The organism is Shewanella sp. KJ2020 (assembly GCF_024197625.1).
In the GTDB taxonomy this organism is placed as follows: Bacteria; Pseudomonadota; Gammaproteobacteria; order Enterobacterales; family Shewanellaceae; genus Shewanella.
In genome coordinates, this window is record NZ_JAKUKD010000010.1 from 197,237 (window position 1) to 221,828 (window position 24,592).

Below are 24,592 nucleotides of genomic sequence, written 5' to 3' on the forward strand. Positions count from 1 at the left end.
GTTTTATAGGTATAGTCATCATTTCTTATAAAAACCAGTACCCAACTCTTTTTTTTAAACGATATACTTTGTTGGCATGACAACAGTGAGAATGGCTACAAATCTGGCTAATCAGCGAAAAGCTGTCAGAGAAAACAGAAAGAATGCAGCGAGCCAAAACGGCCCAAATATGTTCATATGATTAACTAGACAACTTTACTGCAGTAAAATCAGTAACATTCACAATAACAATGCACAATAAACCCACCTTATACCTCAAGACGAATTCATTTCCACCACAGACACCTACTACCTACACCACCTTAGGTTGCATCATAGCGAGCCGAACCTCGTTATCTAAAGATGCCTTAGATAGTGCTTCAAACTCCCCGTGAATCGCCATAAAACACTCGACTAAAACGGGATCGAAATGCTTGCCTTTTCCCTCAAGGATCAAATCAATCGCCTCTTGGTGGCTGAAGGGACGCTTATAGCAACGGGGCGAAGTGAGCGCATCATAAACATCGACAAGGGCGACAATTCTGGCCGACAGCGGGATATCTTCCCCTTTTAAACCATATGGATAGCCACTACCATCCCATTTTTCATGATGACCGGAGGCAATATCCCGTCCCATTTGAATAAAAGTACATTGGGGCGCATATTCCAACAAACTGCGTAACACTTGCCCCCCAATTACAGGATGGGCTTTGATCTGCTCAAACTCTTCGGGGGTTAATTTACCCGGCTTAAGCAAAATGGCATCGGCTATACCGACCTTACCTATATCGTGCAAAATGGCCGACAAACTAATGTCTTGAATAAAATCTTCGTTCAATTCTGCGGGGGGATTTTCGGCCAACATACGCTGGGCGGCTAGCATTTTAGAATACTGCCGCATCCGTAATAAATGCGCGCCAGTCTCGTTATCTCGATATTCGGCCAACTTGGCTAAACCCAATACGGTTGCTTGCCTAGAGGCTAAAGTGGAGTCTAAGGCCACACTGAGTTTTTCTAATAGATAGCCCATAGTTAAGGTCAGCATCGCATTAGTGACTAAAAAGTTGACCGCCACTACTGCCCAAATTCCTACGCTATAGTCTTGGGTGATTGGCCAGTTCAACCATTGAAAATGGTAAGCGATGCCAATCAATATCAAACTGAATGCATTTAAAAACTGCGCATAAAAACTGGCTCTACGCCCCAAAAAAATACTCACTAATGGCGGGAAGATAAATAACCAGAAAAATCCAGCGCCAGAGGGGCCTATAGTGATCAAAAAACCAACCCCTATGGCATAGCCGAGCAAACAACCGATACCAAAACGAGTCTTATCGGAAAAATGAGGGAACAGGAGTAAAGCCAGTAAACATAGATACGCCAAAGTATCAAATATCACCATGCCCCATAACTGGGCAATCGCGCAGAGATACACGCTGGTGATATAGACGGGCACGCACAGAATGGCGAGAAACCCAAATAAATGTTTAAAAATCAATCGCCGCCAATGTGGTAGGCATACGGCATTATTTGAGCTGGTTACATCACTTCGCAGAGCTATCGCCATGGGAAGGTCCTTTTGCAATGGTATTCCGTGGTAACCCAGTGGGTTAAAGAATGCATACCCCATCAATATAGATGAATAACAGGTTAGGCTGCATACAAGAACTCAAACCCATTAAAGCATAGTCGAACAAGTCTAAACTGGCAGATCAACCCCATAGACGCTCATCATCCCCCACAACGACCCGAGCCTTATCCCTTTATAGGTATTTAAGCTATCAACCCCTACCAACAACAGCAGACTCCCACATTAATTAAACCCAGATCCAATTAACCCTATATAAAATACTGGAATTAGCCAATAAACAGGATAAACGCGGGAGTTAAATTGCCATAAAAAATCAAAAATCTCATATTCGGCAGTAAGTTATAAATACAACGAACGATTGATAATCACAGGGCTAAGGTAAAAAAGCCCTCTCCTATACCCACACTAAAATGATACCATTATCACATAACAAGCTACCTCCTATGAGAGATGGCGCATATTTAGCACATTCGATTTTACCCAGAATCATAATATCGACCCTGAATGGACAGACTGCACAATGAGCCAGAGTAACGTCATCGATAATCGCCCCTCCCCTATGGGACGAACTGAACAAGAAATCCGCTTAACCGCACAAGACGAACTGATTTCCACCACAGATAGTCGCGGCATCATCACCTATGTAAATGACCGCTTTGTTAGCATTTCAGGCTATAGCGCCCAAGAGTTGCTAGGTTCTCCCCACAATATAGTGCGCCACCCCGATATGCCCAGTGCCGCTTTTAAAGAAATGTGGGAAAAGCTTAAATCCGGTCAATCCTGGCGTGGCGTCGTCAAAAATCGCTGTAAAAACGGCGATTTTTATTGGGTCGATGCCTTCGTATCCCCACTGTTCGAAAACGGCACTATCGTAGGATATCAATCGGTACGCATTCAGCCCAAAGCGGCCTATGTGACTAAAGCGACCGATATCTATCAAAGGCTTAAGCAGGATAAATCCATACCAAAACCCTTAAGTTTGATGCAAAAGCGTTTTGTCTCAGCCATTGTTGCCACAACGGGATTACTGATCGCGGGTTATTTTTGGGGCTGGGGCGTGATCATCGCAGGGGCCATTTTAATGAGCCTCAACTTGGCCATTTTCTACGATGAGGCCTTTCGCATTCCGGCTCAGCTGTTGCAAATGCAGCAAAAATACGACTCTATCAGCCGTTATATATATTCCGGTGCCGATACCTCATCTATCCTTGATTTCCAACTGATCATGCTACAGGCAAAAATGAATGGTGTACTCGGTCGAACCCAAGACCAAGCCAATCATCTACATGCTATCGCCGACCAACTAGTCGTCACCACAGAGCAAACCTATGTGAGCCTAGATCAAGAGAAAAACCAACTAGAGCAACTCGCCAGTGCGATGGAAGAAATGAGTGCCACTATCGCCGAGGTCGCACAAAATACCCACCTAACATCGACCAGCATCAACACCGCTTACGACCTCTGCCTTAAAAGTAGCGCCAATATGAAGGCTAACACTCAACAGATTGAATTATTAGCGAAATCTGTTGCCGATGCGGCTAACAATGCCCATCAATTAAATCGCGAGGCGGAACAGGTTGCCAACGCTATGGGGGAAATTGATTCTATCGCCGAACAAACGAATCTGCTCGCCCTCAATGCCGCCATCGAAGCCGCCCGCGCAGGTGAACAAGGCAGAGGATTTGCGGTGGTTGCCGATGAGGTGCGCGCCCTATCGAGCCGCACCCAACTGTCAACCAATAGCATTTCCCAGAGTGTCGATAAGATGTTTAGCATGTTAAATGCCTGGGCCAAGGAAATGGAGCAGAGCCGCCAACACGCCGAACTCTGCGCTAATGATATTCAAGCATCCGCCAATAACGTCAATACCATCTACCAAGAGGTCAGTGAGATCCATACCTTTGCCCAGCAAAATGCCGTTGCCGCCGATCAGCAGCGCCAAGTGGTCAATGAAATCACCAATAATATTCACTCTATCACTCAAACTAGCAGTGAAAACCTCGCTGCAACCCATCAAATTGGTGATGCAGCTAACCATCTAAAACACAATGCTCAAAAGGCGCAGGGGTTACGCCGCGCCTTTGGTTAGGGCATAAACATATTCAAAACGTCGCTTCTAGCGAAAGGTCGCTTATGCCCCAATACCTTACTCGATTGAGGTATTGGGGCCGCCAAGTCGGTATAAAGCGCAGCCTAGGTTAAAAAGTACAGGTTTTAACCGAAAATTTTGCTATACTCCGCGCCCGCCATTTTTCTTATAAATCTGTGTGGAAGAATGAGCAAACCCAGTGTGATGTCGCGCCCTGTGTGGCAGAGTCAAACTTGGCGCTTGAATGTTTGAATAAGTGAATGATAGGAATCCAAAATGAGATTTGAATCTTTTAGTTTTTCCCCCGAGATTTTGCGCGCTATCTCAGATTGCGGTTATCAAAAAATGACGCCTATTCAGCAGCAAGCGATACCCGCTATTCGCCGCGGCCAAGATGTGCTGGCCAGCGCACAAACAGGCACAGGTAAAACTGCGGCCTTCGCGCTTCCTATCCTGCAAAAGATGGTTGAAAACCCAAGCGAAACCCTAAAGTCGAATGCCCGCGTATTGATCCTAACCCCGACTCGCGAGCTTGCGGCTCAAGTGGCTGACAACGTCACGGCCTACTGTAAATACTTAAACTTCAGTGTATTAACGATTTACGGCGGCGTAAAAATCGAGACTCAAGCGCAAAAGCTCAAACGCGGCGCCGATGTGATTGTCGCCACACCTGGTCGTTTACTCGAGCACCTTACCGCCTGTAATTTAAGCCTGTCGAACGTCGACTTTTTAGTGCTAGATGAAGCCGATCGAATGCTCGACATGGGCTTTAGCGCCGATATTCAAAAGATCCTCCAAGCGGTGAATAAGAAGCGTCAAAACTTGCTTTTCTCGGCCACTTTCTCGAGCGCCGTGAAGAAACTCGCCAACGACATGATGGTCAAACCGCAGGTGATCAGCGTCGATAAACAAAACACCACCGCAGATACCGTTAGCCAAGTGGTTTATCCGGTTGAACAACGCCGTAAACGCGAACTGTTATCTGAGCTTATCGGCAAGAAAAACTGGCAACAGGTATTGGTATTTACCGCAACCCGTGAAGCCGCCGATACCTTAGTCAAAGAATTAAACTTAGATGGGATCCCATCTGAAGTCGTCCACGGTGAAAAAGGCCAAGGCAGTCGCCGCCGTGCCCTGCGTGAATTTGTGGCAGGTAAAGTTCGCGTATTAGTCGCGACCGAAGTTGCCGCCCGTGGTCTGGATATTCCAAGCCTCGAATATGTCGTCAACTACGACTTACCTTTCCTCGCCGAGGACTATGTCCACCGTATCGGTCGCACTGGCCGCGCGGGTAAAACCGGGGTCGCCATTTCATTCGTTAGCCGCGAAGAAGAACGCACGCTGGCAGATATCGAAAAATTGATCGGCCAACAGATCCGCCGCGTCACTGTGCCTGGTTATGAAGTTGGCAGCCGCGAGCTACTCCTAAAACAACTGCAAACCCGCCGTAGCTTTGCCAAAAAGCAACAAAGAACCGACAATGTTGGTGCACAGGTTATAGCTGAAAAAAGCATGCAGGGCCGCCGCGTCAAGGTCAAAGTCGGCCAAGCGCCAAGCAAAGCTAAAAAACTAAAGTGATTTGCAAATGAAGCTTAAATAGCTGCATGATTGAACCAAACTAAAATACACATAAAAGCGTCCTAAAATGGACGCTTTTTTATTCAACTGCCGTTAAGATGACATTCATTATGCCAAATCTTATTTCAACGTAAATGCAATGGAATATCGTATTTCCTAAAAAGCTTTACTATCGATTCCCTATGCAATGGCTTAATAATGTAACCTTTAGCACCGGCTGTGATGGCCTGCTGAACAGATGACTTATTTTTATTCCCCGTCAACATAACAATAGGCGTAATTGAGTTTATTCCATTAGTTTTATTTACATGGTTTATAATATAAAACCCATTAGTATCGGGAAGGTTTATATCCATTAAAATAACATCGTATTTTTTCTTCGACAATAAATCTAATGCCATACGTCCCGATAGAGAAGTATCAAGTTCTATCGCATAGGTTCTAAGCAGCATAATAGTCAGATTCAAACTAATATGATCATCCTCAACAATTAACATTTTTGGGACTATAGGAATTTCAATTGCAGCCTGCGATGGGGTAACACCTTTTGACTCAGAATATAATCTATTGTAGGTGTATTTAGTGTCAGATGCTGAAGAACCATTCTGATGAATGACGGTGACCTCCTGATCTTCAGGTAAAGGAGCTTCTGCAACTGATGCAACATTTGATACGTCTGTCACTACAAGCTCGAGCAAGTGCAATGCCTTACTCTGCAATTTCAACAGTGCTGGTCGAATCTCGTTAGAACGAATAAAAGATAATATTTTTTTTAATGATGCTACATCTAATTCAGCAACTTTTTTATTTGCTAGGTGGGATTCGGCCTTATCTAAAGACTTGTCAATTTCATCTAAACTCAACTCAAAGTCATGTTCCAAATCTTTCTTACGCTGAGCGCCTCTTAGAACGATCTCTTTTATATGCTCAGAGTAATTTTCTTGCACATTGACAAACTCTTCAGCTTTTCTATATTTACCCTTTAACCCTATCTCTCTCAATAAATGTGTACATATAATAACTGCCCTATGTATTTCATACATGGGCCTAGCAATTAAGTAGTCATTAATTATTCCACTGCGATAAGCCTCATACGCCTCTTTCTCTTGATGTTTTGGAATGAGAGAAACAACCGCGTGCTCACATATTTCAACCGCTTGTAGCGCCTCAATGGCCTCATAATAAATGAGCAAAGTTTCTTGCAAAGTTTCGGCCGCAACTAAAATAACTTTAGGTGTTGGCTGTTTTATCTGTTCAATCAGCTCAGCATTAGACTTAATAACATGGATCCGAGAGAAATGACGTATTAGCACACCGATTAACAATCGGTCATTTTCTTGATCATTTGTATAGAGAACGATATGTTCAAAATTAACTCTGTCCACTCTGGTGACTCCTTTCCATAAAAAACTCCGTTAAAGTGAACAAATCATCATCCACTTCCTGCCAACAGTCTAACAATGTATTGTAATCAACTGAATTACCTCGTGAAATAGTTTCTAACTCTTGACAAGATAAATTGAGTTTTTTAGCACCAACAAAAAGAGAATTACTTTTTAGTGTATGGCTAATAGCACTAATCTTCAGACAATCATTCTCCATTATGGCTAATTTTAACGCTTCACGCTTTAGGAGTAAGTTACTATAGTATTGTTCTAAAAATGTATCTAACTCCTCATCGCTAACATCTTCCCCAACAAAATTATATATCTCTGATAAATTGACCAACTGCACCTTAGACGTTGACGGCAGTGTCACTTCAAACAGTTCTGCATCCTGCTCATCAAAGCAAACAAAATCATGCTCTTCAATCATATTATCGCTATCTGCTATAACAAAGTGATTGCTTTTATGATGGGTAAAAGTTGCCTTAACATCATCCAAAAGGTCCACCAATTCACTTAAGGCTAACGGTTTTACCAGTACTCTGTTAGCACCCGCCTGCAAACATTCATCTTTACAGTCATCACCATGTTCTGCTGTCAGCATAATAATGATCGCCGGTGTCAACGCCCTGTAATTTTCAACCTCACGAATAACACTCACTAAGTCGACACCATATATCGTTGGCATCACTACATCTGAAATCACGACATTGAATTTATTCACCTTAAAAAGTTCAATGGCTTGTATCGGATCTTGCACACAAGTCGCTTTAACGCCAAAGGATAGCAACTGCTTTTCAATAACAAATAAGTTCTCTTGGCAATCATCAATAACTAAAACACTGATATCATTATAATCAAATTCAGCAATATTACCGTCACCGATACAATTCAACTTATTTTTAGCATTAACAAAATCGATAACCTGTTGTATCTTTAGCGGCGGATACAACATGATTTCACAGTCTAAATATGATTTAGTCAATGACACCTTTCTCAACTCAATAATACATTCACTACGGAGGGAGATATGACTTAAAAACTCCTCCATAGAAATGATATCTCCTTGATTTAAGTCAACGAATAAAACTCCATCACCAATAGCAACATCAACAATTTCATCACTTGGCAAGTATAACAAAGTAAAATTAATCTCTTTTGAGTATAAATTTACAGATTTATAAAATTCAGGACTATTAGTGTAAGCCTTAGCTAAACCATTTCCCACTGAGCCATATGTATGACTTTCCATTTCACTAGTATCTTTATCATCTAACATAAATTCTATTTCAAAATAGAAAGTGCTACCTTCACCCGGTTTACTAACCACCTGAAGATCTGCGCCCATCGAATTACATATATTTTTACTTATATATAAACCTAAACCGACACCATTATGTTGACTGAAAGCAGTTGAAATGACTTGTTCATATTTACCAAACACTCGTAACTTTTCACCCTCGGTTAAACCAATACCATTATCGATAACTGAAAATTTTAATTTAACACTATAAAATGTTTTATCCAACACATCAATAGATAGCAAGATAAAAGCATTTGTTTTATCTGTAAATTTAATGGCGTTAGAAATTAAATTATAAATAACTTGACTTATTTTTACTTCATCACAAATTACTTTACCACTAAAACTTAATGGCATATAAAAATCTAACACAATCCCTTTTTTATCAGTTTGAACACTGAAGGCATCAACAATAGACTCTGCCAACACCCTTATATCTACGGCTTTATTGGTATTATTCAGCCTATCTCTACTTCCTCCTTTAAAGTTCAACATATGATTTATAAGAGATAACACTTGTTTAGAAGTGCTAAATGCTATAGATAGCAGTGCTCTTTCTTGTCCCCTCACACTACCTAAACCGAGCTCAATTAAACCTAATATCGCATTTAATGGTGTCCGAATCTCATGGCCAAGTGTTGCAATAAAGTCACTCTGATTGTTATTAAGTTGAACGAGTGATGAGTATTCCAACATCAGCGCTTCTTCATGTTTAGCGCTAGCGGATTTATCTATTAATAAGCCAAATCGACTCCCGTCGGCAAGAAAAACATCTCTATATTCGAGAAATACTCCAGATGCAGCTTTGAATGTGAACTTAATTCGTTTATTTTTCTCAATTTTAAACCCAAACCATTTAAGTACTTTAAAGTGTTCTTTATTAATAGTACTAAACTCGCGATTCACAACATCACCGACTAATGATAATAATGGCTTACCTATATAAAAACGAGTATCAATATAGGGAAATATAGCCACAATATTTTCACTCACAAACTCAATGCAATCATATTTATTTATAATGATAAATGCATCAAAACAAACGGAACGGCGATGTTCGCTGTCACGTTTAGTGATTTCAAAGCGGTTAAATTGCTTAAACTCAGTTTTATAAGTTAATTTAAAATCATTTATAACACTACAAAACACAATAATATCTTTAGTTTTAATCTCTAGTATTTTAAATCTTATACGATGGGTATCTACTATTAGTTCATCATCTGGCAATGAGTTAAATTTCAAGGTGTTAAAGTGTTCGATCAGTACTTCTTTTGAACTTGAAAAAAACCTATCTATTGAAAATGCATGATTCTCACCTAACCACTCGCCCTTAGGTGATAGCATAAATGCACATGAATTAAACAAGTTCAAATCCACACTACTCATATACCAATATCCTTATGGTTAGCTTACGTTTATCATTATTGAACAGAGCTTCGATACTGCCTTAACCAATTGTATGCTCTGTCACATCTTGATATCAGCCTATCAGCATCAATGTTATAAGTGTCCGTGAAATAATCGACCGAAATCCAATCTCCCTCGATATATGCTAATGCGAGTTGTAAGCAATGCGCTAAGCAACCTTCATTTTTAAGTAACGCACATTTTATTTGTTGATCTAGAGGAAGTTGTTCTAATGCACTCTCCATCGGTTTGTCTAAAATAGCATCCAAAGTAGAGAGTAGCCCGGTTAGGAAAGCTGATTCCATTAGGGAGGGATAACCCATTAAAGAAACTAATTCTTCACATAACTTTGCCCTTATCATAGTGTTATGTATTAGTGCTATTGGTTTATTTGGATTGAGTTCTGCCAATACAATCAGACTAACAAATTTACGCAGTTTATTTTCACCTAAAAAAATCATTGTTTGTTTAATTGAGGAAAACTCTTTTTCATGCTTAAACTCGCTTGAATTGACAAATTTTAGTAGTTTGTATGTAAGATCTAAATCCTGTGAAAAATACCTTTCCAGCTTATAAAAACTAAACTCAGGTTTAATCACCTCATTATAAATTGACATTAAATGATATTGACTAGAGCCAATATCATTTCCTTCCATTATTTCTGGCTTACAGAAAAAATACCCCTGAAAATAATCAAACCCTAGAGATTTAGCCAATGCAAACTCTTCTAATGTTTCAACCTTTTCTGCCAACAACTTTAAATTATATCGTCTAAACATTGGAATTAAATGGGAAATACTATTAAGCGGTGTTGCAACTATGTCGATTTTCACCAGTTTAAAAAAAGGTAAAAAACGCTCCCATAGGGGCGAATATACAAAATCGTCTAAAGCCAGATAATACCCAATTTTATGTAGTTCTTTAATAACACTAAAGTTATCTTCACTTGGACTGACTGTTTCCAATATTTCAACAACAATATTTTTGTATGGCAACATATACACTAAATACTCACTCAAGAAATGAGCGGGAAAGTTAACTAACGCGGGCTTACCCTCAGTTAACTCTTCTAAATCCATATTCAAATAACTATTTATGAGTAGTTTTGCGGTAGCGACTTTATCAGCAATTCCCTGCGGGAAACGGTTTTCTCGACTATCTCTAAAGAGTAACTCATAGGCAACTATATGTTTTTTTCTATTCAATATAGGTTGTCTTGCCATATAAAAGCGCATAGTTCACCCCTTCCATTATTACCACTTAACTTAATATTTAAAGTGGATCAATCCTTTAATATTTTCAGTCTAGCCCTAGAGCCCCCTTCTTTCAACCGTACTTTTTAGAACCGATATGAAGATGTCAACCTTAAGAATAAAGTCACCCGCCACTCAACGGCCACCAGCACTGGGCTAGTCAATTCGCAAGAATCATTATCGATTTAATGGCCGCTTTGTTAAACTAATCCCGCCGCAATCAAAATCGTCAATGTTCAATTAGATAACATCACTTCAACCCGCGGCGGAGTCATAATGAATTCTCAAACCTATAACCAAGCTGTGCTCGAACTCGCACTCGCAGGCCTTGCCGATTTAACTGCATCGGCACAAACCAAAAAAGCACAACGCACCCCTGCGCAGGAAAGCCATTTTCTGTGTAATTGGATGGTTGAATCCCTAAAGGAAAAACGCTTTTCTAAACTGGTTGCCGATGACCTCACAGCATGGATACGTTTAGCCCGCAGCCAAGGTGCTGGTGCTGAACTCAAGCGTTTATTAGAGAGAATTGTATTTCAATATCAAACGGTTGAAAAATCAGAAGCCGCTTTAGGTACGGCATTAAATGCCATGCTAGACACTTTAAAAAAAGCCGATTGGTTAGTCTTTACTGACACAGAAATCAACACTAAGCTCAAGCTCGACGGCGATGGTCAATCTAGCCTAGTGATTGATGCAAAGGAGTTGGCGCAACATATCAAAGATGGGCAACTTATTAAGCCAATTAATTTATATGTGCGGGCCGATGAGCAACAACTCACACGCATCGCCCTATCCCACGGTCTACTGCTGAGCCAAGGCAATAAGAAAGCGAGCCTAATTAAACACCATAAAGCCTATAGAATTTATCCTGATAATCAGCAGCCAGCCCTGTGCCAGCTATTGGCTTAGGCGTCATAGCGTAAAGAGTAATGGTGTAAAGTTGAAAACTGTTTAACTATGGCTGATGTGACCGGTTGTGAGCCAATAAACAATTTATTCACACAGTTTAGGTAGAATGGCCATCGGACAGGCCTTGGCTAAAGCACTGATAACAAGGATAAAAGCAATACGGTTAAGCGATGTTTGCAGTATAAACACTTAGTTCGATTTGCCCTGTCGCACTGGCGGCAGTGCATTCTGATGGTGACTTAGTGTTTAGGCTAAGGAAAGAACATACCGATTTGCTTCCTACCATCAATCAAGCCATAGTCACACTGAAGGCCAATGGTAAAATTGACGAAATCATCAAAAAGTACACCCAAAGGTTAGCCAGTTAAACCTAGCTCATTTCCTTGGCTGTAAGGTGACTTTAGGGTTTAACACTAAACGTTTGCCTTCATTTAGATAGGTTGTACAGGCGACACGCAGCAGAGAGGCAAAATTGGTCACTCTGCCGTCGCGAGTTAACACTTCCTGATATATTCGCGTTAAAAATGCCGCAACACTGAGGTCCGCTTCGTCGGCGATATCTTCTATGATTTGCCAAAAAACCGCCTCGAGACGCACACTGGTCACGACGCCATCGATACGAATCGAACGAGTTTTTAGTTCGAACAGTTCGGGTTCGGCGCCGGAATAGATTTCACACACTTTCTTGCTCCCCTTAGATGGCTACCCGAACTGTTATGCCACAAAATCAAACTGATAAGCTAGCCAAGCAACTGATTAAATTGTGCAAGCCAAGCAGGATGTGCTGGCCAAGCGGGGGCGGTGACAAGCTTGCCATCGGTAATCGCTTGGGTTACGGCAATATCGCAATATTCAGCACCCGCTTGCCTCACCTCGGGAGCACATGCAGGGTAAGCTGAAACCTTTTTACCGCCAACGACATCCGCCGCCGTCAGCAACTGTGCACCGTGGCAAATGGCCGCCATCGGCTTATCTTGCTCCGAAAACGCCCTCACTAAATTCAGCACTAACGGATTTAAACGTAAATACTCAGGTGCTCGGCCCCCAGGGAGTAGCAAAGCATCGAAATCATTGGCACTCACCTTTGCAAAATCACCATTTAAAGCAAAGAGATGCCCAGGCTTTTCGCTGTAGGTTTGGTCGCCTTCAAAATCATGGATTGCGGTTTTAATGGTTTGTCCGGCCACTTTATCGGGGCAAACGACGGTAACTTGGTGACCCACCATTTGCAGCGCCTGAAACGGCACCATTAACTCATAATCTTCAACAAAATCACCGGCGATGATCAAAATTTTTGCCATGGTAAACTCCTTTTATTAGGACAGTATCTGAATGAAAGTTTGCAACCACTCTCTAAATAACTTCACCACTTTACTCCCCTTGCCGCGACAAAGGTAACAACCAAATACTACAAATTTATTCCATAAAAAAGCGCCCGTAGGCGCTTAATCTGGGGGGTATAAAGGCCAACATAGCCCAATGAACCGCTTAATCACTCAGAGTGACTCAGCAATGAATATCAGTATGACCACTCATAGGGATCGTAATTCGCCAGCACTGCGGCATAACTGTGACTCAACCCTTGAGTAGAGTAATAATACCCTCGGCCCTGATTATCCACGGCGTAAAAAATATCTTCGGTTCCAGGCTGCTGTGGCAACAGATCTCGAGTTTTAGCCAGCTTGAGTTCATCATAATGGTAGGGGGCGAAGGTCAGTATACTTTCCTCAAATACGGCAGTATGTCGACAACTGTTGCGGCGGATCTGAGCGGCAATAGCCTCTAGATCTTCCCCTCGATTAAGGGCTAACCACTGCTCAGCATAACGTTCGACGATAAATTTCTCGGAATAAAAGTAATGTTCTTTACCCGATAGACGCATCTGAATATCCGCATAATTTCCATTGAGGATCAGGCGAATATAACGACCAACCGTTTGCTTATTCTCCCACTTAAGCCCTGCCACGGCGGCGATTTGCTCCGCCGTGACTAAGCGTCCGTGTTGGCTAAATACTCTGATATAACCGACAAGTTCAATCATAGTGTCCAACTATAGTGTTCAACTGGGTAACAGGCCTCGCGCCGCCAATCTATCGGCAACAAATCCTAAGCCAAACTTGTCGAGCGTGGCCCTAGTTGGCGCACCGGTTTGAATATCCCAACCAAAGGCTTCATAGAACATGTCCAGCGCGGTTTGCATATCAGCGCGGTCCATCTTAATGGTGCCCTCATCACCAAAGTTTTTATCTGGATTCAAATCATAAACCCAGTCACTAAGCACATCATGCTCTTCACGCATATTGCTTTCATTCATTTGCAATACGGTTAAGGCGCGGTGTAAATGCAGCACTCTTTCCGCCTTGAAATCTAACTCAGTCTCACTGGTTTCAATCCCAGTCACTAAGCTGAACATCTGCGATTCAATGGTGCTATCGCCTTCATAGTTACGATTTTTATCCGGAGATGCCAGCAGTGGGAACATCCAGTTACATAGTGTCAGAGAGTCATGTAATACGTTTTTCACCAGCGACCATTTTGCAAAACGGATCTTAGCCGCATTGATTGGGGTATACCAATTCACCTTATCGAATGCCCCTTCACCCCATTTTTTCTCGGCAATCGCGACTGTCATATCGTGTGGCAAACCACTGTTAACTATGTTGATGTGGGAATGGCACTGGGCATCACGGTTAAAGACGACGTTAATTAAGGTACCAACCTGCCCCGCGGTTTCACTGGCATGGTGAACGGCAGCATTGGTTTTCTTGTTGAATACCTTAGTGGCACTTTCTTTGTGAATATCCCAATAACCTAATGCAGGATTGGTTCCATCTAAACCCCAGCGCTTGATCAAATCATATAAGCCGTCAGCCATATGGGAGATTTCACCTTCTTTAAACGCCACTCGACGATAAAAATCCAGTAAGAAAGCGGGATCTTGATTATCCCAAAGCGCCCAAGGAATACTGTTAAATTCATCTTCGGGTAATAAATGCTTAAACATATCCTTTGTTTTTAGGAATTTAAATAGATGAGAAATGGAGCCATAGTTACACCAAATACCATAGTCATCGAGAATATGGGCCCCTAAAGCCCCCACCATTGCGTGTGCTTCGGTACCATTTTTGGTGCCCATTAAATACTGCGGTACGAGGAATCCCATACAGACGTTAGATATATGTTCGGTTTTACGACCATATTTGCTTTTCAATTCAGGGACTTTAAGCTCGCAGAAGCAACGTATTGGGCATGAATGACAGCCCCCCGTACGCTTCATCCACTTATTGGCGTATTCCACACCTATGTAGCTTTCTGCCATTGAAGTTCGAAACCCAATACGATTGCGCTCATTCCATGGCACTTCGCCTAAATCGATTTCTTGATCGGCGGCGCCCCACTTCAAACCAGGCCGAGATTTCCAACGGCTGATGGGTGCTGAGTACTCAGCCCAAGATTGCGGCGTTGAAGGTACGACACCATTATTGTTGGCACCGATAATCCCTAAAATATGGTCATCTAAGGCACGCATCTTTTCATTATTGGCGGCGATTTTAACGGCGCCAGTGCCGATAATGCCGATCCCTTTACAATTTTTTGATCCCATTACCGAGCCATGACCACCGGCTGAGTGCCCGCCCTGGGTCATAATCACTGACAGTGGCACTTGGTTTTCACCCGCTTGGCCAATCGCAGCGACCTGTGCGTTGGGTCCCATCATTTGCGCTATCATGGCGTGGGTGTCAAATATGCCTTTACCCCATAGGGCATCGGCGGGTTCAATCGTAACCTTATCATCGACAATTTTCAGCCACACAGGGCTACTCGCTTTGCCTTCTATCGCAATCGCATCGAAACCGGCAAATTTCATCGCCGGTGAAAAATGCCCACCAAAATGACCATCGGCAATCAGATGTTTTTCAATGACGGGACTACGGGAAGTAATAGTTGTTCGTCCCGTACAAATAACGCCCGACCCCGTTAATGGCCCAGCGGAAAAGACAATAATATTATCTGGGTCGGTGGCAGTGATATTATCTTTATGGTCATCCCACAATATTTTATAACCAATACCCATACCACCGATATAATCATAATATTTATTGATTGGCTCATACCATATATGATTAGTTGTTAAATTAACTCTGAGAACTTTACCCGCCCAACCGCCTATTTTATCACTCATATTACTTCTCCTGAATTTAAGAAACTAAGCCAGTGTATTTTTCATATTGTTCTAATGCAGCTTCAGCCTCTTCCCAGTTATAAAATTTAATTGCACCCGTAGGACAAACCTGCGCGCAAGCAGGATTACCATTACATAAATCACATTTAACGGCTTTCATTTTACTGCGATCAACTTTAATGACCTGCTGAGGACACTTATCTGCACAATAACCACATCCGACACAACGTGCTTCATCAATCACTTTGGCGCCAGTTTGTGCATTCGTTGAAATAGCCTGCTGTGGACAAACTTCAGTACAAACTTCACAGTGGCGACAAGTTGAAGGAACAACGGTTTTATCGCCGCACTCACCTCGTTGTATTTCATAGTCAAATTGCACACCATGTGGACCATAGTTCATATTTTTTTCAACTTTGACGCGGGCCAATGTAGGGCTACTGTCCCCTTCATGGTTCCAACCACAGGCAATTTCGCAGCGTCTGCAACTTACACAAACCGTAGGGTTTACCACCATGAGTCCACCAGGCATGACTTCTACGATTTCTTGGCTATTACTGTCACTGCCACAACCGGTCAGAAAACTTATCAATGTTCCGCTATAAACCGTACCGACAGCAACGCCCATACCGCCTTTAAGCATTCCTCTTCTGGTAATCATATTTGATCCTTTATTAGTCAAAGCAATATAATTAAAATATGCATACACTTTGATTCCCGACAATTTATGCTAAAGTAATTACGTCTTTGATTTTTAACCTGCGTCACAATTACCCATATTGGGACAGTATTAGTTCAAGTTACATGACTTAAGCCAAAATAATAGTTTTCAGAATTAACAATTAAACATCTCGCAAATTCAAATAATGCCCTACATCAAATTATCTCAATATAATTAACAAACAACTTTTAAAATGGGTTAATTAAGTGCAATTCGGCTCATAACTAAGTTAATATCTATACCGCATACATTCCGATTAGAGTCCCGACAGAATCTAATTAAAAGGAATGGAAAATGATGAAAACGAATACCCGTTCTCAATGGAAAATATTTACGCCAATGGCTATTGCAGTCTGTTTGATGACAGCCTGCTCCGATGGTGACGATGGGAAAGCAGGCCAACCTGGGGTTGTGAGTATCAGCATAGAACAGGCCGATACACTTAAAGCAACAATAGAAAATGTGGTTATCGATGCGCAAACCCATGTGCAGATCGATTTTTTCCTCAGCAATGCCAATGGGATTGCGGTCACTGGGCTAGAAAGCCTGCAGGATCTCGATACCTTAGGTGTCGGTATTGCTAAATTGGCTCCACCACAGGCTCATTATCAAGCCCAAACAGCCATAAGTACCGAGGCTAAAAGCACGACAGATCCTGCACTGCAGTGGACCAGTTACATCAATAATCAAGTCGAACCGGCCGCAAATGCCCAAGCGAATGCACAGACTCAGTGGCAAGCAGGCATTGAAAGCAGCTGTAAAACGGCTTGTCTAACCTCATTAGGCGCGGGCCAATACCGTTACACTTTGAGTAAACCACTCACGGGTTACCCGCAATTTACGGGGATAGACACCCAGTACTCGCCAGAGCTCACCCACAGGATTTACCTAGAGTTAAAACCGTTCGCAAATAGCCCGATCGACACTCAGTTGATCAACAGCGTGTACGATTTTGTGCCCGCCACGGGGCAAACCGTTGCAGCCGATATGGGCCGTAAAGTGATCGCTCCGGAACAAGCCTGTTTTCGATGTCATAACCCAGACTTAGCCAATACCGATACTCGCCTTTTGATGCACGGCAGTAAACGTTTTGCCTTTGAGGGCTGTGTTGTCTGCCACACGACTTACTCTGGCGATCCTGAAACGGGCAATAGCCTTGATATGGCGACATTGACACACCAGATCCACCAAGCCAAATATCAAATTGTCGGTTACAAGGGGCAGTTGTATGACTACGCCAAGGTGACCTATCCCGGTGATATGACCCAATGTCAGCAATGTCATATTCCCGGCGCAGCGGCGCAAAGTGGCAATAGCAATATCCCCAGCAAAACCGCTTGCCTTGACTGTCACCAAGCGCAAACTCCTGCCGATTGGAATGGCACTGTAGCGGGTTTATTCCACAACAGGGAAATTTTTGCCAATGCCTGGGCACTGGGTTGTAGCGGCTGCCACCCCGATAGCACTAATCCTGAAGGTGTCGGGCTTTTCCACAATGCCGCAGCGAAAACAACCACTAAGCTGGTGAGCGATTACCAAGTTGAGTTGCTGAGTTCGCAGCTAAGTGTTGACACTCAAACCCTTGCGGTGACATTGCAAGTGCAGCAAATGGAGCAACTGCCCGCCAGTCAACCTATGATTAAATCCTTCTGGTTGATTGCCGCGGGGGAAACAAATAGTGCGAACATGCCAATCAATAATGGCCAGCGTAAAGTGTGGGATTTAGTGGCAAACACGAGCGACGTCGCCTTAAAAATTACCGCGCCCAATCAGCTAACCGTTACCATATCTAACCTGACGACTGCCGATTTTGGTGACCTGAGTCAATCAAAGCTCTACAGTAAACTGGTGCTCTGTGCCGATAAAAATACCGGCTTTGCGGTTAACTGTAATAGCGCCAATCAAGAGGTGAGTCTCAGCGCCATTAACTCGCTAACCCTGCAAGGTCAAGCGGTTACGGCAAAAGCTAAAGTCGATGAACAGGCCTGTCGCCAATGTCATGATCAAGGATTAGAGGATAGAGTCCAATCGGCGCATCAAATGAATGGGATTTTTGAGCCCAATAGCAGCTGTGGCACCTGTCATGCTCCGCAAACGGCAACCGCACTGACCGATGGGCAATGTCAAAGTTGCCACAGTAATGATGCGATTATGTATCTCAATGCGGGTGTAATGCACACACCAGGGGCCGACCAAATCAAGCCCTATCGCACCATCAACAATACTTTGAGCTACAGGGAAATGGTGCATTCACTGCATGCGGGAACCCGTACTGTAGTCGGTTTTGGCAACCCACGCCCCGAACTCACCTACCCAAATGCAAAAAACAATTGCAGTGTTTGCCATAGCACTGGACAGCTGGATCTTGCGGGACTGAGTGCACAGCAATCCCTATTAGTTGCAACGCCCGATGCAGCCAAACTAGGGCAAATTGCCGAGTATTCGCCAACCTTAGCAACCTGCGCGGCTTGTCACACGTTGATCGATAGTTTAGTCGTCCATGCACGCAGCTTTGGCGGGGTTTATCAAAGTGATGCCAGCGGTGGTCGAATTTACCAATCGGGGCAAGAATCCTGCGCCACCTGCCATGCCGAAGGCCGCTCATCGGGTGTCGATAAGGTCCACAAATAAGCCGTTAGATTTTATTCGCCCAAAAATAAAACCGCTCGCAATAATGCGAGCGGTTTATTTAATCAAGCGGATTTAATCTCGTAAAGTTAGCTAAGTCGACCTTACTGCTTAGGCACGCTTTGACTCTCGACCACCTGCACTTGGCTATATTCTTTAATCTCAGCATGAGGCGACTTCACGCCACTTAACGCCTGGGCGGTTAAGGTGTTATTGCCATTCAATAGATCATTCAAGGTGCCAGAGTCGCCATTCACTAACCCTAACTCCCTGAGCATGGCATCAACAACTGGCGCATTGGCGCGGTAGTTTAATGCCGCACTAGTCACTTGCTCTGCGATGCCACCTTGATGGTGAGCAGCTTCGCCACCCGCAGCTAATTGATTGCCCGAACCATAACCTTGAAGGATTTTAATGCCTTCGATGTTTTCCAATGGTTTAACGGCTTGTGCCACGATTTCAGGCAGTGCTTTTAAGATCGCGAGGGATTTTTGCAGGGCAATCTGCTCATCACTCAAGACGTTTTCGGCTTCGTAAAGTGCTTGTTTACCCGCAGCTTCAACGGCATAGACCTTCTCATCCGCTTCGGCCTGCAGTTTTTTCGCATCGGCACTGGCGCGCGCTTCAATCAGGATCGCACTCGATCTGTCTTCGGCGGCACGTTTCTCGGCTTCGGCCTGTACTGTTACGCCTACCGCATCACGTTCAGCTTCTTTACGGGCGTCGATCACTTCAATCTCTTTGCGACGGTTCGCTTCAGCCACTTGGCGCGCTGTGATAACCGCTTCTTCTTTCTCTACTTTCAGCTTTTCCGCTTCGGCGGCACGGGCACGGGCGGCCGACTCTTCTTCAGATTTGGCCGCAACCGCAATGCGTTTTTCCTGCTCAGAAACTTCGATATCCCTTTGCTGTTGAATGCGCGATTGCTCAATCGACTTATACTTTTCGATTTCGCGGGTTTCGATATCCTTGGTCTTTTCGATTTCAGCGGTTTCGATAGCACGCTCTTTAGCAATTTCGGCTTCGCGTTCTTCGCGGGCCTTATTTTCTTTCTGCTTAATGATTTCCGCTTTTTGATCGGCGCGTTTAAATTCCAAAGACTGTTGCTGGATCAGCCGCGCTTCTTCTTCCGACTTTTCAATCTCTAAGGATTCCTTTTCAGCCTCTAAGTTACGCTGCTCAATCTTAATGCGGTTTTCCTGCTGAATATCGTTGGTTTCTTTGCGTTTTTCTTCGATGATTTTCGCTAGACGAGCACGACCTTCGGCGTCGAATGCGTTGTTTTCATTAAAAAACTGCAGATCAGTTTGATCGAAACCCGTTAATGAAACCGACTCGAGTTCGAGGCCGTTTTTCTCCAGATCGTTAGCGACGTTATTCTGCACCCGCTGCACAAAGTCGGCGCGCTGCTCATGCATTTCTGTCATGGTCATCTCAGCCGCAACGGCGCGCAGCACGTCGACAAACTTAGATTCCATCAGTTTTTTCAACTCTTCCACTCGGGTAGTGCGCGTCCCTAGGGTTTGTGCCGCCATCGAAATGCCGTCGGCATTGGGGGCGACACGCAAGTAGAAGTCGGCCTTCACATCCACACGCATCCTATCTTTAGTGATCAAGGCGTCTTTTTGGGTTTTCTCCACTTCGATGCGTAGGGTATTCATATATTATAAATACCAAGTTACATGTAACAATGAGTGAGAAACTGATTAATATAGCATTTTACAATGTTACAGTTTTCGCTTAATTCAAAGTTACAAAACCTCTATAATTTACATTCAATTGTAGATTAAAAAGGGGTCTGAAGCCCAATGGAACGAAAACGTACGCTAATGTGGGAGAGGAATAAAGTTTCTATCCTTGGTGTTTTCTGTTGATGCGCTAACCTTGGTGTTTTTAATCAAATAATATGATTTAATTTATAGTTTTAATCTTATATTTATTAGTTAGTTAATCGCTATTGGGTAGTGAGCGAAGCCCTCTTGTTATGACTTGGGCAGCTTTTTGACATCCGAATGCAAACGAATATGACGGGTAATATGATTAGTGGTTCTTTAACGCTGGAACCAGTTTTTCGTGGGCTGTGGCACTATCGTCATAATTTAAGACGCAGCAATGGCCAAGGTTAAGTCTCACACTAAACAGCCAAGTAACTCTGATCGTACTGTTTGTGATTAAACGTGATCAAAAATAAAGATTCACACTACTTGCTTCTACCCATTTAGAATCGAGCAACAACGGAGTATTAAAGTATCATACTCGTTGTACCTCACTTCGGGACAAAAGCGTATCTGGACGTCGGCTGTATCAGGTGAATTTCGGATAAAAATTTCTATGGATTAACGCCCAATTAAGGTGTGAACCACGCAACCACGATACCCAATTTGAACACCTTAAACACTAAACTTGACCCAAACCAAAAATGCCAAGCGTGGGGAATCACTCTTAAATTGTTTTTTATACCCGTCCAAACAGTATTGAGGACAATGAGTTTTGTACAATCCCCCAACTGCCATCAGGATGATTTATTGGCAAAGGTAGGAGGTCGTCAGATGAATAGTTTAACCGAAGTTTTACCAAGTGCTCCTCTCTTTGCCCTCCGAATGAGATAGTCAAATAGACATCTAAGACAACGCTACTAGGAGTGTCACAATGGCCTCCGATACTCCTATAATCGATCAATTCAAAGTTAACGTATGTTTCTTTAACTTCACTTGCTGATTTCCCTTGATGCTTACCGACTAGATGGTACATAAGAGGTACAATTTTCCCCCATTGCTTTTTCTGCCAGCTTTCCAAAAAAACATTAGCTGCTTTTGACGCACCTGAGCTTTCGATAACTAACAGATCATTCTCACGCTTATCAAACTGCTCTAAGTAAAACTTCAATTTTTCATTTTCTTTCGAAATATTTAACTCAGCATCAAGTTTGCGCCTTTTGTAAGATTCATCTTTTTTATCACGATACCAAGTACGTAAAACATACAATATATTCCAGCATTTAGCCGATACACTTGCATTTGCATAATTTACGTCCCTACCATGTAAAATCCCGTTTCTGAACGGAACAAATATCTCATCGAAATTTGTTTTAGTTCTACTTTTGGTAAGAAAGTTCTTTTGTAAATAAGTGAAAGCATCGTCATATTGGCATATAGAGTCCCACACACCTATGTCTGAACCTTGGGCGAATAGCCCAAGATTAATAATATCATTAGATATACCATCAATGGCCATCAACAAAAGAGGAACAACTGCTCCATAGTTTTTTTGCAACTGTAGTTCTTTTGCGTTGTTCAGAATTACTGCACGTTGTTTAAATTCTTTAGCCGTTGATAGGTGTTGCATAAAAAGTGAAAGACCATCATTGACCCCTTTTATCAGCACTGTTTCAGCTTCAGATAGCTTGCCACCCTCCGCCAACAATACCGCTTCTTCGCAATGCGCTAAAGGTAAGTAATCATTCAGCACCCATGCTTGATCTTTAAATCGTGAATTAAAATTTTTAATCACTGACAATACAGAAGCTTCTCGTTCAAGATCTGCCGACAACACTCCTAGGCTTTCTAACGCATCATACATAGCAGCCAATCTGTCTACTGTCGGATTATTTGATTCATCGAAGTTCATTTATCCTCCTAAGGGTATAACGCCCGCCTAAAGGGCTGGCAACACATTACCACTAAACTCAAACACAACAACTGCAACCACCGCGGCTCAATGGGAGTGGAAACGCCACGCGTTGACAGTCCCTCTTGAGGTACAAAAAATGGTCATCCATTCTAGAACACTCGAAACTAAGCTTTAGCAAATTTCATTATGCAGCCACTCCTTGATCTTTTGACGATTCATGTGGCTCACCGTTAATCCCCATCATCATCTTATAATGAGCGCCATGCTCAGACTCTTCGAAAATCTTCTTGAAAACTTTTCTGTAGGTATCAATAACCCCAATGTCTTGAGTTACGTATAAATCGTCAATAGCATGGTGAGAGCCATCGTTAACCCACGAAAACAGTGACTGGCAAATCAACCTTTCTTCTCCTTCGAAAAGCTCAATCATGTCATCTTTTTTGATATTTCCTAAAAATGTAAAATAGTTCTCTAATATCTTTCTCATTGTATTTTGAATAGTTAGCGAACAAGGTTCTGCCGCTTTTATCTCCTGCCAGAGTAATTCATACGATGATTTTATTGGATTTGAATTATGCCCAACAATTTTAGATGTACCATCAACTTTCCTCACTATCCAAAAGGTTTCATCACTCAGTTTTTCTTGCCCTGACCGCCTTTTATTAAACGTAACCTCCTTAAAGAAATAAGTATTATGAGTCAAGATGAATAACTGCTTTATTAAGCTAGAATCATTTCTGGCATCGGACATTAATCCTTTTATTAAAGTGCTTACGATAAACAAAATATCGCTATCCAAACTAGAAACAGGATCATCGATAACTACAACTCTGTCAGTTGTTATGCCAATTTCGCTGAAGCTACCTTTAAGTAAATGGTAAAAGTATAAAAAAGATATAAAGGTTTTCTCTCCTTCACTTAATGTCTCTTTTGCACAAGAGCCATCACCTCTAACAATAGAGTAGCAACGGTCTTTCGTAGATTTCCCAATAGTAAAACTAGTAAATCCAAATGACTTTAATAAGCTATTAATCGCATCGATAGTTGGCTGAATTGAAGTCGTGTCCTTTTCTAGCGCCTTTATTTCAGCATCCTTAGCTATCTTGCCTGCCTTTTTAGTACTTATACCGACAGTTAAACCATGAATAGCTTTTTGCAAACTTGAGGAATCTTTTGTGTATTGTTGAAGTTCTGCTTTCAGTTCCTTCTCCAACACAAATTTCCAAACCTGATTGACTAACAATTCTTTTTCGCTTTTAAAGTTAGATACAATTAAATTATGCTGATTAATTGAGTTGTTGGCGTTTTCAACTATCGATTGAATTTCATCGATTACTTCATGAGTAGCTTTTAATGTAACTGTAGAAGCAGGCTCTGATATTTTATTACCAAGCAACTGCATATTCTCACTGGTTATCGCCTTCAATGTGTCAAACTTCGCTTTTAATAAGTTGCTGTCAATATCTGCATGGCTATTAGCTACAAGACTTTCGAGATGTGAAATCAATTGTTGTGATGTGCTAGAGTATGTCGCCACTATAGCCTGTAGAGTTTCAATATTTTGAGTAAATGTTTCATCGAAATAATTGGCTAGCTCATCTTCAAAGCCACTCAGTAGTGTTTGTTGGCAAAAGGGGCACTCACCTTCTGATTGAAGTAAGTAATTCATACCATGTCTAACCCAGTCACTGTTATTGAGCTTATTAATTACACCTGCTATATCAACATCACTTTTACCAATAATTCTCTGTTGTAAAATCTGATGTTGTTCCAATTTCTTTAGTTTTGACGAGTCAAGAGTAAGATCAGGGCGGGATCATACTTTGTTAACAGTAGGGAACTTCTTCGTATCTGCATGATCTGATCGGGCATGTTATTCTACTGAGCCTAATCCATGTCCTTATTTGAACACTTGAAACTCATCGAAGACCCT

General features: G+C 42.4%; 14 protein-coding genes and 3 pseudogenes. 5 read left to right on the forward strand and 12 right to left on the reverse strand.

Translation table 11 applies throughout. The features are described 5' to 3' along the window. Window positions 1-292: 292 nt before the first annotated feature. A complete protein-coding gene (locus tag MJO46_RS06350; protein ID WP_253988591.1) occupies window positions 293-1,546 on the reverse strand; it encodes an HD-GYP domain-containing protein in 1,254 nt (417 codons plus the stop codon). Window positions 1,547-2,090: 544 nt separating this feature from the next. Here MJO46_RS06350 and MJO46_RS06355 point away from each other — a divergent pair. Together MJO46_RS06355 and MJO46_RS06360 are read left to right on the forward strand one after the other, a co-directional pair. After that, entirely contained in the window at window positions 2,091-3,659 is a 1,569-nt protein-coding gene (locus MJO46_RS06355; protein ID WP_253988592.1) for a PAS domain-containing methyl-accepting chemotaxis protein, read from the forward strand. Window positions 3,660-3,935: 276 nt separating this feature from the next. After that, window positions 3,936-5,237, forward strand: coding sequence for a DEAD/DEAH box helicase (locus MJO46_RS06360; RefSeq protein ID WP_198782734.1), 1,302 nt, complete (start codon window positions 3,936-3,938; stop codon window positions 5,235-5,237). A gap of 125 nt (window positions 5,238-5,362) precedes the next feature. On the opposite strand, the gene MJO46_RS19960 is transcribed toward MJO46_RS06360, so the two are convergent. From MJO46_RS19960 to MJO46_RS06375, 3 genes are read right to left on the reverse strand one after another with little or no spacing between them, the layout of a single operon-like run. Further along, window positions 5,363-6,622 (reverse strand): response regulator, encoded by a 1,260-nt coding sequence (locus tag MJO46_RS19960; RefSeq protein ID WP_253988593.1) that lies wholly within the window; start codon window positions 6,620-6,622, stop codon window positions 5,363-5,365. Then, window positions 6,609-9,311: a hybrid sensor histidine kinase/response regulator gene (locus MJO46_RS06370; RefSeq protein ID WP_253988594.1), complete on the reverse strand. Its 2,703-nt coding sequence runs from the start codon at window positions 9,309-9,311 to the stop codon at window positions 6,609-6,611. The genes MJO46_RS19960 and MJO46_RS06370 overlap by 14 nt, the downstream gene beginning before the upstream one ends. Before the next feature lie 35 nt (window positions 9,312-9,346). Then, window positions 9,347-10,567, reverse strand: coding sequence for an EAL and HDOD domain-containing protein (locus MJO46_RS06375; RefSeq protein ID WP_253988595.1), 1,221 nt, complete (start codon window positions 10,565-10,567; stop codon window positions 9,347-9,349). A gap of 294 nt (window positions 10,568-10,861) precedes the next feature. Between MJO46_RS06375 and MJO46_RS06380 the strand changes: the two genes are divergently transcribed. Both MJO46_RS06380 and MJO46_RS19965 read left to right on the forward strand, forming a co-directional pair. Continuing rightward, complete coding sequence (locus MJO46_RS06380; RefSeq protein WP_253988596.1) at window positions 10,862-11,497, forward strand: DUF2913 family protein; 636 nt, start codon at window positions 10,862-10,864, stop codon at window positions 11,495-11,497. A 118-nt stretch (window positions 11,498-11,615) separates the two neighbouring features. Next, a pseudogene (locus MJO46_RS19965) lies at window positions 11,616-11,865 on the forward strand (ABC transporter substrate-binding protein); the annotation flags it as partial. Window positions 11,866-11,872: 7 nt separating this feature from the next. On the opposite strand, the gene MJO46_RS06390 reads toward MJO46_RS19965, so the two are convergent. The 5 genes from MJO46_RS06390 to MJO46_RS06410 all read right to left on the reverse strand — a co-directional run bounded on the left by MJO46_RS06390 (window position 11,873) and on the right by MJO46_RS06410 (window position 16,341). Beyond that, complete coding sequence (locus tag MJO46_RS06390) at window positions 11,873-12,178, reverse strand: ribbon-helix-helix domain-containing protein (RefSeq protein WP_253988598.1); 306 nt, start codon at window positions 12,176-12,178, stop codon at window positions 11,873-11,875. Between the two features lie 59 nt (window positions 12,179-12,237). Further along, complete coding sequence (locus MJO46_RS06395) at window positions 12,238-12,798, reverse strand: DJ-1/PfpI family protein (protein ID WP_198782727.1); 561 nt, start codon at window positions 12,796-12,798, stop codon at window positions 12,238-12,240. A 218-nt stretch (window positions 12,799-13,016) separates the two neighbouring features. Continuing rightward, complete coding sequence (locus MJO46_RS06400) at window positions 13,017-13,538, reverse strand: hypothetical protein (RefSeq protein WP_253988599.1); 522 nt, start codon at window positions 13,536-13,538, stop codon at window positions 13,017-13,019. An 18-nt stretch (window positions 13,539-13,556) separates the two neighbouring features. Beyond that, window positions 13,557-15,680: an aldehyde ferredoxin oxidoreductase gene (locus MJO46_RS06405; protein ID WP_253988600.1), complete on the reverse strand. Its 2,124-nt coding sequence runs from the start codon at window positions 15,678-15,680 to the stop codon at window positions 13,557-13,559. 16 nt (window positions 15,681-15,696) lie between these two features. After that, window positions 15,697-16,341, reverse strand: a complete 645-nt coding sequence (locus MJO46_RS06410) for a 4Fe-4S dicluster domain-containing protein (RefSeq protein ID WP_198782724.1) — start codon at window positions 16,339-16,341, stop codon at window positions 15,697-15,699. Between the two features lie 354 nt (window positions 16,342-16,695). Here MJO46_RS06410 and MJO46_RS06415 point away from each other — a divergent pair, with 354 nt between their 5' ends. Further along, on the forward strand, window positions 16,696-19,032 hold the full coding sequence (locus tag MJO46_RS06415; RefSeq protein WP_253988601.1) for an OmcA/MtrC family decaheme c-type cytochrome: 2,337 nt from the start codon (window positions 16,696-16,698) through the stop codon (window positions 19,030-19,032). A gap of 101 nt (window positions 19,033-19,133) precedes the next feature. Here MJO46_RS06415 and MJO46_RS06420 read toward each other — a convergent pair. The 3 genes and pseudogenes from MJO46_RS06420 to MJO46_RS06430 all read right to left on the reverse strand — a co-directional run. Then, window positions 19,134-20,690, reverse strand: a pseudogene (locus MJO46_RS06420) (flotillin family protein); the annotation flags it as partial. A 793-nt stretch (window positions 20,691-21,483) separates the two neighbouring features. Then, the gene (locus tag MJO46_RS06425) at window positions 21,484-22,656 is read right to left on the reverse strand and encodes a hypothetical protein (RefSeq protein WP_253988602.1); all 1,173 of its coding nucleotides are present in this window, start codon (window positions 22,654-22,656) and stop codon (window positions 21,484-21,486) included. A gap of 187 nt (window positions 22,657-22,843) precedes the next feature. Continuing rightward, window positions 22,844-24,451, reverse strand: a pseudogene (locus MJO46_RS06430) (AAA family ATPase); the annotation flags it as partial. Between the last annotated feature and the right edge of the window lie 141 nt (window positions 24,452-24,592).